Here is a 16,764-nt window from a genome sequence, read left to right on the forward strand (position 1 = left end):
GACCTAGAGGTCTTCAGGAGTTTTATCATGAAAAAGTTGCTTTGGATTTTACTTGTTTTGCCCATGTTGGCAAATGCAGCTTACAACCGGAACGAAGCTCGTCCTGTTAACGAGGTCGTGTATGGTGAAATTGATACGGTCAGATATATCACACAACAAGAAATCGTTGAATCGAAAGCAAATGGTTGGGAAACCTTGTTAGGCGCGGCGATTGGTGGCCTGATTGGTAACCAATTTGGTGGTGGCACGGGTAAAGAGGTGGCTACGGCCGTTGGTGCTGTTGCCGGGGCTGGTATTGCGCGTAATCGAGGTAACACCCAATATAGGGTTGAATACAAGTTGGTCGAGTTGTTGGTCAAAACCAAAGACAATAAGCTGGTCAATATCATTCAAGATGTCGACAACTCTATGTTGTTTAGTCGTGGTGATGACGTGCGAATCCTTTATTTTTCTGATGGCGTGCGAGTGGATCTAGCATACTAGTATGTAAATACGTTTAGTTGGCGAATTAATAGCCTTTAACGGAGGGATTAGCTCTGGAGTTCATCGGAAAAGTTCGTTAGTCTGCAAGTACGAAGAATTATTCATCACCCGAAAATAAATACGCGCCAGTGGCTTCGGGTGGTACAAGGACTAAAAGATTTAATGGAAAGCCTTACGTTACAACCAATTCAAAAAGTGAGCGGGGAAGTTAACTTACCTGGTTCAAAAAGTGTATCTAACCGTGCACTTCTTTTAGCGGCACTTTCGACTGGAACAACACGCCTAACCAATTTGTTAGACAGTGATGATATCCGCCATATGCTGAATGCTTTGACTCAGTTGGGCGTTGACTATCAATTGTCTGCAGATAAAACCGTCTGTGAAGTAACGGGCGTTGGTGGTGCATTCTCAAGCGACCAAGCTCTTGAACTTTTCTTAGGTAACGCAGGTACAGCGATGCGTCCACTAGCCGCGGCGTTATGCTTAGGTCATGGCGAATATGTACTGACTGGCGAACCTCGCATGAAAGAGCGTCCAATTGGTCATCTAGTCACCGCATTGCGAGCAGCAGGCGCTGATGTCGAATATCTAGAAAATGAAAACTTTCCACCGTTAAAAATTAAGGGCACTGGCCTTAAGAGTGGCACGGTTTCTATTGATGGTTCTATTTCTAGTCAGTTTTTGACTGCATTTTTGATGGCTGCACCTTTAGCCGAAGGCGAAGTGACCATCAAAATTGAAGGTGAATTGGTTTCTAAACCTTACATCGATATTACGCTACACATTATGAAACAATTTGGTGTGGACGTGATCAACAACGACTACCAAGAGTTCGTGATTCCGACTGGTCAATCTTACACAGCTCCGGGTGACTTCTTAGTTGAAGGCGATGCATCATCAGCATCTTACTTCCTTGCAGCAGCTGCGATCAAAGGTGGTGAGATCAAGGTGACGGGTATTGGTAAAAACAGTATCCAAGGTGATATCCAATTCGCTGATGCGCTTGAAAAAATGGGTGCTGAAATTGAATGGGGTGATGATTACGTTATCTCTCGCTGTGGCGAGCTGAAAGGCATTGATATGGACTACAACCATATTCCAGACGCAGCGATGACTATTGCAACGACAGCCTTGTTTGCTAAAGGTACAACGGCCATTCGTAATGTTTACAACTGGCGTGTTAAAGAGACCGATCGCTTAGCGGCGATGGCGACAGAGCTTCGTAAAGTTGGCGCAGAGGTGGAAGAGGGTGAAGATTACATTATCGTTAACCCTGTTGCTGAACTGACACATGCGGCGATTGATACCTATGATGATCACCGTATGGCGATGTGTTTCTCGTTGGTGGCGTTGAGTGATACACCTGTGACCATTAATGACCCAGGTTGTACTTCAAAGACTTTCCCTGACTACTTCGACAAGTTGAAAATGCTGAGTCAATAAAAATACTGAGTGTATAAAGATTCAGGAAGTAAAAAAGCTTGCCTAAATGGCAAGCTTTTTCATTATTGCTGAAGCGTAAATTCTTTTGAAAGATGGTGCGCTAAGTATTTAAACATGTTAAACACTGCGGTTGTATTCTCTGTTGGCAATCCGTTGCTGTCTAAGAAGTATTCACCCTTAAAGACGAGTACGTCGTCTTTTTCTACTACGCTGTTTGTGCGCATGCCTTCAATGTAGTCATCATGTGATTGGATAATTTGGTTTGCGATAAGCAGTAAATCAAATTCTGCTATTACTTTCTTTGTCATGAGTTTATCTCTGATTACTATATATATCGTTGAGTTTATTGTGTAGCACTAGAAATTCAATGATTTCACAGCCGAATAAGAGAGTCTTTTCGAATCTCCATCATTTATTTTGTGATTTATGACAAAAATAATTGAATGGGGCTCGCGTTAGATTCGCGGACAAGCTTAGTATGACCGCGTTTATACGTAATGCCTGATGAATAGGCTCTTGCAAGTATTCTTCGTGAGTACTTGATCGCTTTTTTACATTGTGACCCTTTTATCCGCTGAGTCGTCGATTTGTCGACCGATCAGATCCAATTTTGAAAAAAGCGGTTGATCTTCTAGTAATCTCGCACAATAGTAAAAAAAGAAGCAATGAATTTAGAATATCATGCGTAAAAGCCCACAAGTTAAATTGTTGGTGCTGAAGCATCGTGATTAAGGACGTTAGAGTCAATATGGGTAAATCGCTAGTTATAGTGGAGTCGCCGGCCAAGGCTAAAACCATCAATAAATATCTTGGCAAAGACTTTGTCGTTAAGTCGAGTGTAGGTCACGTACGTGATTTACCAACGGCAGGTCAAAGCACCGGTAAAAAGGCTACTGCAGTTTCAACCAAGGGTATGAGCCCAGAAGATAAAGCTCGTATCAAGAAAGAAAAAGATCGCAAAGCGCTTATTAAAAAGATGGGCATCAACCCATACAATGAGTGGGAAGCGAACTACCAAATTCTACCTGGTAAAGAAAAAGTCGTTGCTGAATTGCAAAAACTGGCTGAGAACGCAGACCATGTTTATCTCGCAACCGATTTGGATCGCGAAGGAGAAGCTATCGCATGGCACCTTCGTGAGATCATCGGTGGCGATGAAACGCGATACAAACGAGTGGTTTTTAACGAAATTACTAAGAATGCTATTCAGCAAGCTTTCGAAACTCCAGGTGAGCTAAACATTGATGGCGTAAACGCACAGCAAGCACGACGTTTCATGGACCGTGTTGTGGGCTTTATGGTGTCACCTCTGCTTTGGAAAAAAGTAGCACGAGGCCTATCCGCTGGCCGTGTTCAATCAGTCGCTGTAAAACTACTGGTTGAACGTGAGCGCGAGATCAACGCCTTTATCCCTGAAGAGTTCTGGGATGTGCACGCTGATACTAAAACAACGGATAAAACCGATTTCAGACTGCAAGTCGCACAAAAAGATGGTGTTGCTTTCAGACCGGTAAACGAAGCGCAAACTTTGGCTGCCGTCAGTGTTTTAGATAAAGCTCAATACGAAGTATGTAAACGTGAAGACCGCCCAACGAAGAGTAAGCCGTCTGCCCCTTACATCACGTCAACGTTGCAACAAGCTGCGAGTACGCGTCTTGGCTACGGCGTAAAGAAAACCATGATGCTGGCTCAGCGCCTCTATGAAGCGGGTTACATCACTTATATGCGTACTGACTCGACTAACTTGAGTTCAGAGGCTGTAGAGGCCGCACGTGAATATATTGGTTCTGAGTTTGGTGCGCAATATTTGCCAGCTAAAGCACTTGTTTACGGTAGCAAAGAGGGCGCACAAGAAGCCCACGAAGCGATTCGTCCTTCAAGTGTTGATGTGAAGTCTGAAGACTTAAATGGTGTTGATGCTGATGCTCACAAACTTTACTCGCTGATTTGGAATCAATTCGTCGCGTGTCAAATGACGCCAGCGCAATACGATTCAACAACAGTAAGTGTTAAAGCGGATGAGTACACGCTGAAAGCGAAAGGTCGTATCCTTAAATTTGATGGTTGGACTCGCGTTCAACGTCCAATGGGCAAGAATGAAGATACTATTCTTCCTGCAGTTCAAATTGGCGATAAGCTTGACCTGATTGCTCTAGACCCTAAACAGCACTTCACTAAGCCACCAGCACGTTTCACTGAAGCGGCGCTAGTAAAAGAGCTTGAGAAGCGTGGTATTGGTCGTCCTTCAACGTACGCATCAATCATCTCGACGATCCAAGATCGTGGCTATGTGAAAGTTGAACAGCGTCGTTTCTATGCTGAAAAGATGGGTGAAATTGTTACTGACCGTCTAGACGGCAGTTTCAATGACCTAATGAACTATGACTTTACCGCTCGTATGGAGCAAAAGTTAGACCAAATCGCAGAAGGTGAAGCAAGCTGGAAAGGCGTTTTAGATAACTTCTTCACAGACTTTACTGGCGACCTAGAACAAGCGGATCTCGAAGAAGACGCGGGTGGCATGAAGCCAAACCATATCGTTGAAACCGATATTGAGTGTCCAACTTGTAGCCGTAAAATGGGTATTCGTACTGCTTCAACAGGCGTATTCCTAGGTTGTTCTGGTTATGCGCTTCCACCAAAAGAACGTTGTAAGACAACGATCAACCTTGGTGATGAAGAAGGCATTATCAACGTTCTAGAAGAAGACGTTGAAACCGCAGCACTTCGAGCTAAAAAGCGTTGTCCTATCTGTGAAACGGCAATGGATGCTTATCTGATCGATGATAAGCGTAAGATGCATGTTTGTGGTAACAACCCTAACTGTGAAGGTTATGTGGTTGAACACGGCGAGTTCAAAGTGAAGGGCTATGATGGTCCACTTGTTGAATGTGACAAGTGTGGTTCGGACATGGTTCTTAAGAACGGCCGTTTTGGTAAATACATGGATTGTACGAGTGAAGATTGTAAAAACACTCGTAAGATTCTGAAAAACGGCGAAGTTGCGCCACCGAAAGAAGACCCTGTGCACTTCCCTGAGCTTCCATGTGAAAACTCAGACGCGTACTTTGTTCTTCGTGATGGTGCTTCTGGCTTGTTTATGGCGGCGAGTAATTTCCCTAAATCACGTGAAACACGTGCCCCATTAGTGGAAGAGCTTGTTCGTTTTAAAGACCGTATTTCACCTAAATTCCAATACCTAGCATCAGCACCTGCTGCTGATCCAGATGGTAAGCCAGCAGTAGTTCGCTTTAGTCGTAAGACAAAAGAAAACTATGTTCGAACTGAAGTAGACGGAAAACCTTCTGGTTGGACTGCTTTATATATCGATGGCAAATGGAAAGTAACGGATAAACGTAAAAAGCCCAAAGAAAAGTAATTGAATGTTATTGACTAAAAAAGTAGCCACGAGGCTGCTTTTTTTTGATCTAAATATGACTAATTATGCAACTGATTGAGCTTTCATCTCATTTGTGGAAATTTATTAAATTCACACCGTAAAATAAATAAATGAATTAATAATATCTTCTTATGCAACTGTAACGAGAATGTAACTTAATTAAAATATTGTAAGTCACAGATCAGTGTTTAGTTGTATACCTGATGTGTGTCGGGTGTTAATGTAATGTTTCGCTCAGGCGGTGTAATGTGAGCTGCTTTAAGTCTTAGGAAAGCAATCAGCTTACGTAGCACAGAATGGCGTATTAAAAATTGAAATCGGCAGGAAAGTCGATAACGTATATAAAACCAAGTGCAAAGAATAGTGCACACGTAACAACGTTTGGCTTAGGATACTGTCACTGTATGTGAATGGATATTCGTTAAGTACCGAAACAAGTGTTAGTGCTCATCCCCCAGAGGAAGATACCTCTACGAGTACTGACATCGACAAGCTATAAATATATGGAGAATAAAATGGCTGGTGTATTGGGAATGATTCTTGCTGGTGGTGAAGGCTCTCGCTTAAGACCTTTAACTGAATCTCGCAGCAAACCCTCGGTTCCTTTCGGTGGTAGCTACCGCTTAATTGATTTCGCTTTGAACAACTTCGTTAATGCTGATCTGATGAAGATCTATGTATTAACACAATTCAAGTCACAATCACTGTTCCACCATATGAAAAAAGGTTGGAATATCAGTGGTATAACAGATCGCTTCATTGACCCTATTCCTGCGCAAATGCGTAAAGGAAAGCGTTGGTACGAAGGCACAGCAGATGCTATCTACCAAAATATGGGCTTTATGGAGTTGGAAGAACCTGATCAAGTATGTATTTTCGGTTCTGACCATATCTATAAAATGGACATCAAACAGATGCTTGATTTCCATAAAGAGAAGAAAGCAGCACTAACTGTTTCTGCACTGCGCATGCCGCTTGCTGAAGCATCAGAATTCGGTGTTATCGAGGTTGATGCTGAAGGCCGTATGATTGGCTTTGAAGAGAAACCTGCAAATCCGAAGCCGATTCCAGGCGATCCTGAATCTGCGCTCGTTTCAATGGGCAACTACGTGTTCGAAGCAAAAGAGCTTTTTGCCGAACTAACAGAAGATGCAGATAAGCCTGATTCTACTCACGATTTTGGTAAAGATATTATTCCAAACATGTTCCCACGTGGTGATGTGTTTGTTTATGACTTCAGCACTAACCGCATTACCGGTGAAAAAGAAGAAGTTTACTGGCGCGATGTAGGTACGATTGACGCGTATTGGCAAGCACATATGGACCTTCTTAAGAAAGATGCACCATTCTCGTTATACAACCGTAAATGGCCTCTACACACTTATTACCCGCCACTACCACCGGCTACCTTTACTGACTCGGCAAATGGTCGAATTCAGATCATTGATAGCCTTGTGTGCAGCGGTAGTTATGTTCGCGGTTCGCGCATTGAAAAGAGTGTATTGGGTTTCCGCAGCAATATCGCATCAGCGTGTGATATCAGCGAGAGTATCTTACTTGGTGATGTGAAAGTTGGCGAAGGTTGTATACTACGTCGCGTTATCATCGATAAAGATGCAGACATTGCACCAGGCACTCAAATTGGTGTAAACCTGACAGAAGATAAAAAGCATTACCACGTATCTGACGATGGTGTAGTCGTGATTTCTAAAGGAGCACGAGTTGGTTACTAAGACTCTCTCGGTACTTTTTGTAGCGTCTGAAGTTGAAGGCTTAATTAAAAGTGGTGGCTTGGCTGATGTAGCCAAGGCACTGCCTAAAGCGTTACAAACACTCGAGCAAGATGTTCGAGTGACCATCCCCGCTTATCGAAACATCCCAAACATTGATTCAGCAGAAGTCATCTTGGCTACCGAGCTGGATCATTGGCCTCACACTGCTTATCAAGTTAAGAAATTGAGCGTCGAAGGTGTTCAAGTTTTTGGTATTGAATGTGCCAAGTATTTCGATCGCCCTGAGATGTACGCTGAAAATAATCACGCTTATGCCGATAACGGAGAGCGTTTCTCGTTCTTTAGCGCTGCGTGTTTGGATATGCTTCCTAAACTTGGCTTTCAGCCGGATATCGTCCATGCCAATGATTGGCATACGGGCTTTGTCCCTTTCTTGCTTAAGTCTCGTTATCAACAGCACGACTTTTTTAAAAATACACGCAGCGTAATTTCGATTCACAATGCTGTTTTTAAAGGCGTCTTTTCTTACGAAGAGTTGCAATCTCTGCCTGAAATGCACAGTCATAATGTCCCAGAAGCAGCGGTAAGTGATACTCACGTGACCATGCTGAAAGCGGGTGTATTGTGTGCCGATAAAGTGAATGCAGTTAGCCCGACTTATGCACAAGAACTGAAGACGGAATTAGGCAGCCATGGTATGGCGGCTGAATTCCAACACAGATCTGACGACCTGTTAGGTATTTTGAATGGCTGTGATTACGGTACATGGAACCCGGAAACGGATGCGTTCCTGCCTCGCAAATACAAAGCGACCAAGCACAGCATGGTTCGCGGGAAATCGGCTTGTAAGCAAAAGCTGCAACAAGATGTCGGTCTACCCGTTATCGATTGTGCTGTGTACGGAATGGTTTGCCGACTGACCAATCAAAAAGGCGTTCATTACCTATTGCCAATCATCGAGCAATTCTTGAAGAACGACTTGCAAATTGTGATTGTGGGTACAGGCGATCCTGTATTGGCGAGTCAGCTAAAAGAGTTGTCGGCACTTCACTCAGACAAGTTCTCGTTTGTTGAAGCGTATAACAACGAATTAGCGCACTTGGTCGAGGCCGGTTCAGATTTCTTCTTGATGCCTTCTGAGTTTGAGCCTTGTGGCTTAAATCAAATCTACAGCATGGCTTACGGTACGTTACCAATTGTTCGTTCTGTCGGTGGTTTAAAAGACAGCGTGAATGATTACGATCAGAATCCTGAAGTCGCGACTGGTTTTGCTTTTGATGAACCGACACCACAAGCGTTACTGGCTGTGTTACATCGTTCATTATTGCTCTATGCACAAAACCCATCTGAAATTAAGCGTGTTCAGCTTTATGCCATGCAACAAGATTTTAGTTGGGAAGATGCCGCAAAAGAGTATCTTGCAATGTACCATTCTGCACTTTAACTCGCTGAAATAGTTTTAAAATTAAGCTGATAGCTAGTAATAGTTTGTAATGAAAGAAGGCGCTCTGAGACTAGAGTGCCTTTTTGTTTTCTGGTCAGAACACATCACGTTTACGAAGACAAAACTTGCAAACTCATTTTAGTCAGGTAAAAAAGGTGGGGCAGGTATTCACATGACTAATGTTAGGTTTGACACTATTATCACTTAAAGTTCTTAATAGCGTGATATCCTTAGCCATCGCCTCGTGATGAGGCATAGCTCCATTATTATAATTAAAGCGATAGGTATGTCTGAGAGTTTATTATTTCATAAAACATTTACTCACCCTACGAGCGATGAATGGGTTGTGTTTGTGCATGGCGCGGGAGGCAGCTCCTCAATCTGGTTCAAGCAGATCAAAGCGTATAAACAACATTTCAACTTGCTTCTCATTGATCTGAGAGGGCATGGTAAGTCAGACAATATTTTAAAAGAGCTGATAGCGAACCGCTATACGTTCAAATCGGTCACACTTGATATCCTCAAAGTACTGGATCATCTAAAAATCCGCTCAGCGCATTTCGTTGGTATGTCTCTTGGGACAATTATTGTTCGCAACGTAGCAGAATTAGCCGCGGGACGCGTGCGTTCAATGGTACTTGGTGGGGCGGTGACTAAGCTCAATACCCGTTCTCAAGTATTAATAAAGCTGGGTAATTTAAGCAAACACATCATTCCATACATGTGGCTGTACAGTCTTTTTGCTTATGTTGTCATGCCGCAGAAGAGCCAAAAAGAATCTCGCCATCTATTTATCCGCGAAGCCAAGAAACTGTGTCAAAAAGAGTTTAAACGCTGGTTTATCCTAACTGCTGATGTGAACCCTCTTATGAAGTACTTCAAAGATAGAGAGTTGCCGATCCCAACCCTTTACTTGATGGGAGAACGTGACTACATGTTCATCAAACCCGTAAAAGAGATGGTTGCAGCGCACGAGTCGAGTGAGTTAGTAGAAATAGCGAATTGCGGACATGTGTGTAATGTTGAAAATCCTGAAGAGTTCAACCAACGTTCTATCGCGTTTATTCAAAAACAAATCCAGTGATTCTCTTGGTTCGCTATCAGAACAAATAAATCGAATTAAATAAAAACGGGAAGCTAGTATTAGCTTCCCGTTTTTATTTTGAGGGAGGAGTATCGTTCGTTATGTTCTTATTCTGGTGATGCCGCGCCACATTGCCAGCAAGAACCGAATTGCGCTTCGTTGACTTCATGGCATTCACCACAACGCCACTCTTCATAGATGATCGAATCTTGCTGTTTTTGGTAGTCATTGACGATCGCGCGGGCTTTACTGGCCAATTCTGGCTCATATAACCATACGTAAGGGTCAGTTTCCTCAGTGAATGGGATTTCCCCTTTCAAACCGAACAAACCCTCACCACGGACTTCACACGCAATATTCTCACTTTCTAACAATCCACAGATGATATGGGCTTCTGTAGGATTCGATGCACTGAAGATTTTCATTGAAATAGAACCTTATTCGGCTTTGGATTTTAGTCAGCGACAGGTGCTGAGCGAAACTTACTCATCAACCATTTAGCAATAATTGGGAATACCCCCAACAAAGCAAACGACAATAATACTGAAGGAGATACGATACCCGAAAGTGAATCAATTTCTGCGAGTTGAGTACCAGCATTCAAGAAAACCGCAGTGCCTGGCAACATCCCTATTTGGCTCGTGATGTAGTAACGAGTCACCGACATTGGGGTTAAGCCCATTAACAGATTGATAAGGAAAAATGGGAAAACAGGAATCAGACGCAGAGAGAATAAGTAAAATGCCCCGTCTTTTTCAACGCCCTTGTTAATCGTTGCTAACTTGTCGCCAAACTTGGTTTGGATCCAGTCACGTAACAGGTAACGGCTACTTAAGAAGGCGAGGGTTGCACCAATAGCACTCGCGAAAGACACCAGCAGTAAACTGTTCCAGAAACCAAACAGCGCAGCACCTAAGAGTGTAACAACCGCAGCGCCAGGGATTGAGAAAGCCGTGATCATGACATAGGCGGCGAAGTAAATCGCTGCAGCGGCAATAAAATTGCTCTCGATGTAGTCATTCAAAACAGCTTGTTGAGCTTTCGCATTCTCAAGTGTTAGGTATTGGCCGAAATTGACGCCTAATAAGACGATGGTTACGACCAACACGATACCCAATATCATTTTCTTACTCATTGATACTTCCTCTAATTTTTCAATGCATACCATTAGTATAGATAGACAGGCAAAGCATAGATTAACTTTCAACAGATATAAAAAAAGCCGCAAGAATGCGGCTTAGTTATGTAGATAGATTGAACTGACAATATTAATTGACGCGACTGATAAGCTCTTCACGACGTTGCTGCGGTATAACAGACCAATGAGTACCATTGATCGCACCTTCAAGCGCCCAAAGCAGCTCAATGCTGACAGAGGAAGCATGCGATTCCTTGATGGCGTTAAATGCGTTTACAGAGCCAGATTCATATAAACATTCTACGGAATCGATCCCCGCCTTTTTCAACATACGCTCGGTAGCCAGTCGAAGGTTAGGGAGGTCCTTTAGTCGAGTTGGCTTAGCAGAAGACTGCTCAGCTTTCTCTTCTTTAGCAAAACCCAGAGACGTCGTAGCAAGCTGCAAGATTTTTTCTTGGTCTTGCCACAAACCTTCCGGCAATGCGAAATACTTAGTGACGACAGGGAAACCACGTTTTTTGTAGACGTATGGTTGAAACCCTTGTTGCTCGAATTGCTTTGTTGTGTCTTTGTCCGCTCTTATGTGCAGCTGGTCATTTACAACCAGAGCAAACATAGTGTCATCAGCAAAAAGCCCGAATCCACCAAACATTGAGCGTGATTTTATTTTTCCTAGGGGCTCAAATAATTTCATTGAGTCCTTTAGTATCGGTTTATCCATGTTATTTATCTCGGTGTATTTGAACTACGCCACCAAATAAGCAGGTCCGAGAGATTAGCAAAATGTTGCAATTAAATTGTCAATAAGCCGTAAATTACTAAATTGTTAGTAACTACTGCATTTTGCCATCGGTAACCCCGCTACCATACCAACGAGTGGTTTAGGCCGGAAGCTTTGCGTCTCACTCTTTCGAGTGGTTTGCCCTGTGCGTGACTGACTTAATAGAATAAAGTTTTTGTTGAATGAGGCTCACACCTGATATTTCAAAATGTGATATTGCTTCAATTAATGATCTTGGTGTTATGCAACTGGGTTTACTTTGGCTGCTTATAAAAAAAGCGCACCCAAAGGTGCGCTTAATGAAATTAAACTCGATTTATCAATTAATTTAACGTTTTAACTGTGCTTCGTTCAACAATTTCAGGATGCATTTCGAAGACACGTTTTTCATGATCTTTATCTTTAATGCGTTCCAATAAAATTTCGAATGCATTTTTACCAACACGACGTTTAGGTTGGTGAACCGTCGTCAATGGTGGAGAGAAGTATTCTGCAAGTTCAATGTTGTCGTAACCGATAACCGAAATATCTTCAGGAATACGAATGCCTTGCTGTTGCAGGCGACTCATTAGGCCAAGTGCCATTGTGTCGTTAAAACAGAACACAGCGGTAGGGCGATCTTCCATCTGAGCGATTTTATCAGCCGCAAGTACAGCGGTATCACACTCGAAGTTACCTTCAATGATGAGCTTTTCGTCGGTTGCGACCTTCGCTTCATTGAGTGCGCGTTTGTAACCCGCGATGCGTTCTACACATGCTGCTTTGTCTAAGTGGCCACTTAAACAAGCAATCTTTGTGTGACCACGTTCTAGCAGGTACTTGGTTGCTAGATAGCCGCCTTCTTCAGAGTTATCGATGATCTTATCAGCCTGAGAGGTTTCAGGGCCCCAATCCATGACAACTTTTGGGATATCAGCATGGCGATCTAACATGCCACGAAGTTCTTCTGTTAAGTCAGAACACATAACCAAGATGCCATCTACACGTTTTTCTGCAAGCATTCGAATGTAGTCACGTTGCTTCTCATAGATACCACCCGTGTTACACAGAATCAAAGTGTAACCTTGACGGTAGCAGTAGCTTTCAACACCATCGATCACTTCAGAGAAGAAGAGGTTTGTTGATTGAGTCACTAGCATGCCGATAGTACGTGTTGAATTGCATTTCAAGCTACGAGCAACAGCACTTGGCGCGTAGTTTAATTCGTCTACGGCTTTGTTTACTTTCTCTTGAGTCGCTTCTGCAACAAAACGCGTTTTGTTGATTACGTGAGAAACGGTGGTAGTTGATACGCCTGCTAAGCGAGCGACATCTTTTATAGTGGCCATGGTTTTATCCTATTAGAAGCTACTTTCCCAAAGTACGGAATAAAGTAGCCGTTAAGCTACCTAACTAAGAGCTTAAATTTGTAGGGCTCTTTGGGGTATTAAAGTGCTAAAAAACAAAAAACCGCTATTGAGCGGCTTGTCTTAACACCGAAATGCTCTGAACTTAAATAAGCATAGCATTTCGTGAATGTTTCATATTTTATCGTTTGCGGTCACAATTTTAGACTGACTAGAAATTACTCGCAATAAAATTCACCCAGAAATCTGGGTGAATTGTCACATTCTATTGAATTTGTTTACTTAATCATCAGCGAATCTTATTCACCCGCTAAATACTGAGTGTCCAGATTACAGAAGGCAACGAGAAGAGAGGCAACCGATGCATAGAAACCGAATGAATCGATCTCACGACATCTAGCGTTGAACTTTGGTACCCAAGTAAGAAGTTGTTGTTCAATAAACTGTTGTTGAACAGCGAACGATTTTTCTAATTCTTCTTCAAGCTCAGTTTCATTTGAACGGATGATGAGATTACCAAGGAAATCAAGCTCGATAGCAATGTGGTCTGCTGGCTCTTTTAGATCTTGGTTTACCACCAAGTTGTGCTTAGCCATGATGTCTTCCATGTCTTTAGCTGGCTTGTCGTTTAACAGACCCGTTTCGCCGATATACATTGAAGCGTAAGGTAGAGCACCATGTTTATCTGTCTTTAAGAATAGATCGCAGAAGTCAGCAGACAGTTCTAGTTGGGCATCTTCACGTGTTTGTAGACGGTTCAATGCGTCTACCAGTTGATCAATCGCAGGCTTAAGTGTTTCGTTTTCGCCTAAACCAGTCAGAAAAGAACGAATCTCAACAGAGTGGTAGTGATCGAGTTCTTCTTGTGTGAGCTCTTTAGCGAACAAGCTTGATAGCCACCAGTATATTTCAGCTCTTTGTTCGTTGAATGCTTTCGTATCTTTCATTTCATAGATCCTGATTTAGTCTTGTGATGTTTATATACCCAAGCATCGTGAAGTCATTTGGGCATAAGCACACCAAGGCTCAATAACAAGGTTATTTGCTAAACGCAAAGTGGCTCGTTAGTCGTAATGCCTATATTGAATTGCGATGGACGATAAATAGCAAGGTTTTAGATTGTCTTGTATCAAAAAAGATTCATGTTTCTCGCTTTTATCTGCTGTACCACTAGAATTGTTACTAGTTATGAATAGAATGGTTACTGAAACTATTAAATAAGAAAAGTGGTGTAGATGAGCTATCACGTATTAGTCGTAGAAGATGATGTGGTAACCCGCAGTAAGCTGGTTGGATATTTCCAGAACGAAGGTTACACAGTGAGTGAAGCGGAAAGCGGCGCTCAAATGAGAAACGTGTTGGAAGAAAACAACGTTGACCTCATTATGCTAGACATCAACTTACCAGGCGAAGATGGATTGATGCTAACTCGCGAATTACGCAGTCAATCGGACATTGGGATTATTTTAGTTACTGGACGCACGGATAGCATCGACAAAATTGTAGGCCTAGAAATGGGCGCAGACGATTATGTTACTAAACCCTTCGAACTTCGCGAGTTATTAGTTCGAGTTAAAAACTTACTTTGGCGTATTGCTGCTGCTCGTAAAACAGCGGTTGGTGCGACAGTCGAAGCAGAAGACGAATCTGTGGTTCGTTTTGGTGAGTGGACGTTTGATATCCCTCGTCGTGCTTTAAGTAAAAACGGTGAACCAGTTAAGCTGACTAAAGCAGAATATGAGCTGCTCGTTGCGCTTTCTTCTTACCCTAACCAAGTGTTAAGTCGTGAACGTATTTTGAACATGATCAGCCACCGAGTGGATGCTCCAAATGACCGAACCATCGACGTGTTAATCCGTCGCATGCGTGCGAAGATGGAGTTTGACCCTAAGAACCCACAAATCTTTGTGACGGTTCACGGTGAAGGTTACATGTTTGCTGGAGACTGATTCTCTTCGGGAGTTCTAGTCAGCAACAAAATTTGAACGTAAAAAAGCCGAGACATCATTGATGTCTCGGCTTTTTATTTGCGTTTCATTTTATAGCTTATAGCTTCCTTGACGATTCATTAGTAACTCGAAAGCCGTTACATGAAAGCAGTGACACGAAAGCAGCTATTTGAAATCAATAACTCTCATTAAGACTACGCTGCAGAAGCTACACCATCGTCATCTTCTAAAATAGAAGGCTCAGGGATAACGACAGGTTCTTCGATATTGTCATTACTTGTGTCTAGCCAGTCACGTAGGCTCTGCCAAACCAATCCCATCGTTTCGTGCCAGTAACGTTCTGTCTGTTCAAGATAGAGCGCTTTAGGCATGTACTTATTCCAAGGTTCAACAATGCCTTCTTGTGCAAGGTAGTTGGTTGGCGCGGGTAATGGCTTCATGCCTGCCGCATGGAATTCATTTAGCGCGCGAGTCATGTGGCTCGCCGATGTTACTAACACCATCTTTTTATTTTTAACGAACGCGGCCGCTTGGCGTGCTTCTTCCCACGTGTCTTTAGCGGTTTCAAGCAGAATGATATCGGGTTTTGCTACGCCCAATGCTAACGCTACTTTAGCCATCATTCTTGCGTTGCTCACTTCAGTGCCCGCACCGTAGCCAGACAAAATGAGTTTTGCACCAGGGTAAAGACGTAGAATACGAATGCCTTCACTTAAACGCATGAGCCCTGTGCGGCTAAGTTCTGATGTTGGTGGAATTTGGTCATCGACGACGTGACCACTTCCAAGAACCATAACGTAGTCGATGGTGTCGTCTACGGGTAAAAATGCGGTGTGTTGCCTTTCCATTGGCATTAAAAGTTGACTAGAAACTGGTTGGAAAGCGATTAGGAAAATACCACAGAGGGCTGAAAGGGTAATTAGGCAACCAGTCTTCCTTTTGGTAGTAAACATCACTAGGGCTAAACCCAGAAAAGCGAGAATTAACATTGCTGGCAGTGGCATCAATAGCGAAGACACTACTTTTTTCAGCTCAAACATATCCGAATAGTCCGAAAAAACATCACTTAGTAGTAAAAAGAGACATCGCCTCTTTATTCCTGAAATTCCTGTGACAGAATAGCAGGCACGATAGGACATAATAACTCAAGTAGCCGTGACTGAAGACCGTAATTTCGACGATATTGCCCACAAATTTGCAAAAAATATTTACGGCTCTGACAAAGGAGAGATCCGTCAGATCATCGTATGGGAAGATTTAGAACAAGCTTTGAGCAAATTTGAGCAATCAGCTTTACCTCTGCATGTTCTTGATGCCGGAGGCGGTCTTGCACAGATGTCGCAAAAAATTGCGGCGTTAGGGCATAACGTTTCTCTGTGTGATCTCTCTTCTGAGATGCTTAAGCTTGCAGAAGAAAGTATCCGCGAAGCGGGTTTGTTAGAGCAGTATCGGTTTATTCATTCTCCGGTACAAAAAGTCGCAGAGCACCTTGAAGGCCAAGTTGATTTTGTGATGTTTCATGCCGTGATGGAATGGCTCGCAGATCCTAAAGAGGCGCTTGATTTATTACTGGAACAAGTCAAACCCGGTGGCGTTGCCTCGATAATGTTTTACAACCACCACGGATTAGTCCTGAAAAATGTGATTTGTGGCAACATTCCTCATGTATTGAATGGGATGCCACATCGAAAACGGTTTAAGCTGCAACCACAAAAAGGTTTGAAGCCAGAAGAGGTTTATCAATGGATCGAAGACGCTGGTCTAGAAATCTGCGGTAAATCAGGCATTCGCTCCTTCAGTGACTACATAGGTAATATGGAGTACATGGGCGATTACCAATTTGAAGATGTATTGGAACTAGAAAAACAGCTATGCCGCCAAGAGCCATATCTGTCGCTAGGCCGTTATATTCACGTTTGGGCTCAAAAACCTGCGCAATAACAGCGGTGAATGTGGTAAAAGA

15 protein-coding genes and 1 riboswitch are annotated in these 16,764 nt (G+C 43.0%); of the genes, 8 read left to right on the forward strand and 7 right to left on the reverse strand.

The genetic code is table 11. The annotated features are described in order from the left end of the window. Positions 1 to 27 precede the first annotated feature (27 nt). A complete protein-coding gene (locus BCT49_RS07720; protein ID WP_102434758.1) occupies positions 28 to 483 on the forward strand; it encodes a glycine zipper 2TM domain-containing protein in 456 nt (151 codons plus the stop codon). Between the two features lie 162 nt (positions 484 to 645). Then, positions 646 to 1,926: a 3-phosphoshikimate 1-carboxyvinyltransferase gene (gene aroA, locus BCT49_RS07725; RefSeq protein WP_102434759.1), complete on the forward strand. Its 1,281-nt coding sequence runs from the start codon at positions 646 to 648 to the stop codon at positions 1,924 to 1,926. Positions 1,927 to 1,988: 62 nt separating this feature from the next. Here aroA and BCT49_RS07730 read toward each other — a convergent pair whose 3' ends face one another. Then, the gene (locus BCT49_RS07730) at positions 1,989 to 2,234 is read right to left on the reverse strand and encodes a YciN family protein (RefSeq protein ID WP_017105775.1); all 246 of its coding nucleotides are present in this window, start codon (positions 2,232 to 2,234) and stop codon (positions 1,989 to 1,991) included. A gap of 440 nt (positions 2,235 to 2,674) precedes the next feature. Here BCT49_RS07730 and topA point away from each other — a divergent pair, with 440 nt between their 5' ends. The 4 genes from topA to BCT49_RS07750 all read left to right on the forward strand — a co-directional run bounded on the left by topA (position 2,675) and on the right by BCT49_RS07750 (position 9,587). After that, positions 2,675 to 5,305 (forward strand): type I DNA topoisomerase, encoded by a 2,631-nt coding sequence (gene topA, locus BCT49_RS07735; RefSeq protein WP_102434760.1) that lies wholly within the window; start codon positions 2,675 to 2,677, stop codon positions 5,303 to 5,305. A gap of 524 nt (positions 5,306 to 5,829) precedes the next feature. Then, a complete protein-coding gene (glgC, locus tag BCT49_RS07740; RefSeq protein WP_076668920.1) occupies positions 5,830 to 7,059 on the forward strand; it encodes a glucose-1-phosphate adenylyltransferase in 1,230 nt (409 codons plus the stop codon). Then, on the forward strand, positions 7,049 to 8,503 hold the full coding sequence (glgA, locus tag BCT49_RS07745) for a glycogen synthase GlgA (RefSeq protein WP_102434761.1): 1,455 nt from the start codon (positions 7,049 to 7,051) through the stop codon (positions 8,501 to 8,503). Before glgC ends, glgA begins: the two co-directional genes overlap by 11 nt. Positions 8,504 to 8,789: 286 nt before the next feature. Then, positions 8,790 to 9,587 (forward strand): alpha/beta fold hydrolase, encoded by a 798-nt coding sequence (locus BCT49_RS07750; protein ID WP_102434762.1) that lies wholly within the window; start codon positions 8,790 to 8,792, stop codon positions 9,585 to 9,587. A gap of 107 nt (positions 9,588 to 9,694) precedes the next feature. Here BCT49_RS07750 and BCT49_RS07755 read toward each other — a convergent pair whose 3' ends face one another. The 5 genes from BCT49_RS07755 to torD form a co-directional block, all read right to left on the reverse strand. Beyond that, on the reverse strand, positions 9,695 to 10,012 hold the full coding sequence (locus BCT49_RS07755; protein ID WP_102434763.1) for a DUF2007 domain-containing protein: 318 nt from the start codon (positions 10,010 to 10,012) through the stop codon (positions 9,695 to 9,697). A 29-nt stretch (positions 10,013 to 10,041) separates the two neighbouring features. Beyond that, on the reverse strand, positions 10,042 to 10,722 hold the full coding sequence (locus tag BCT49_RS07760) for a TVP38/TMEM64 family protein (protein ID WP_065111049.1): 681 nt from the start codon (positions 10,720 to 10,722) through the stop codon (positions 10,042 to 10,044). Positions 10,723 to 10,855: 133 nt separating this feature from the next. After that, complete coding sequence (locus tag BCT49_RS07765) at positions 10,856 to 11,446, reverse strand: TfoX/Sxy family DNA transformation protein (protein WP_076668914.1); 591 nt, start codon at positions 11,444 to 11,446, stop codon at positions 10,856 to 10,858. A 127-nt stretch (positions 11,447 to 11,573) separates the two neighbouring features. Further along, a riboswitch (cyclic di-GMP riboswitch) is annotated at positions 11,574 to 11,659 on the reverse strand. Between the two features lie 170 nt (positions 11,660 to 11,829). Beyond that, on the reverse strand, positions 11,830 to 12,834 hold the full coding sequence (gene purR, locus BCT49_RS07770) for an HTH-type transcriptional repressor PurR (RefSeq protein WP_017105767.1): 1,005 nt from the start codon (positions 12,832 to 12,834) through the stop codon (positions 11,830 to 11,832). 317 nt (positions 12,835 to 13,151) lie between these two features. Continuing rightward, positions 13,152 to 13,799, reverse strand: a complete 648-nt coding sequence (torD, locus tag BCT49_RS07775) for a molecular chaperone TorD (RefSeq protein WP_102434764.1) — start codon at positions 13,797 to 13,799, stop codon at positions 13,152 to 13,154. 288 nt (positions 13,800 to 14,087) lie between these two features. Here torD and torR point away from each other — a divergent pair, with 288 nt between their 5' ends. Beyond that, positions 14,088 to 14,801, forward strand: coding sequence for a two-component system response regulator TorR (gene torR, locus BCT49_RS07780; RefSeq protein WP_102434765.1), 714 nt, complete (start codon positions 14,088 to 14,090; stop codon positions 14,799 to 14,801). Positions 14,802 to 14,995: 194 nt separating this feature from the next. Here the strand turns inward: torR and elyC are convergent, their stop codons facing one another. Then, positions 14,996 to 15,841 (reverse strand): envelope biogenesis factor ElyC, encoded by an 846-nt coding sequence (elyC, locus tag BCT49_RS07785; protein ID WP_102434766.1) that lies wholly within the window; start codon positions 15,839 to 15,841, stop codon positions 14,996 to 14,998. 115 nt (positions 15,842 to 15,956) lie between these two features. Between elyC and cmoM the strand changes: the two genes are divergently transcribed. After that, positions 15,957 to 16,742 (forward strand): tRNA uridine 5-oxyacetic acid(34) methyltransferase CmoM, encoded by a 786-nt coding sequence (gene cmoM, locus BCT49_RS07790; protein ID WP_102434767.1) that lies wholly within the window; start codon positions 15,957 to 15,959, stop codon positions 16,740 to 16,742. The last annotated feature ends 22 nt before the right edge of the window (positions 16,743 to 16,764 follow it).

It is taken from the genome of Vibrio lentus (assembly GCF_002875945.1).
Classification (GTDB): domain Bacteria; phylum Pseudomonadota; class Gammaproteobacteria; order Enterobacterales; family Vibrionaceae; genus Vibrio; species Vibrio apostichopi.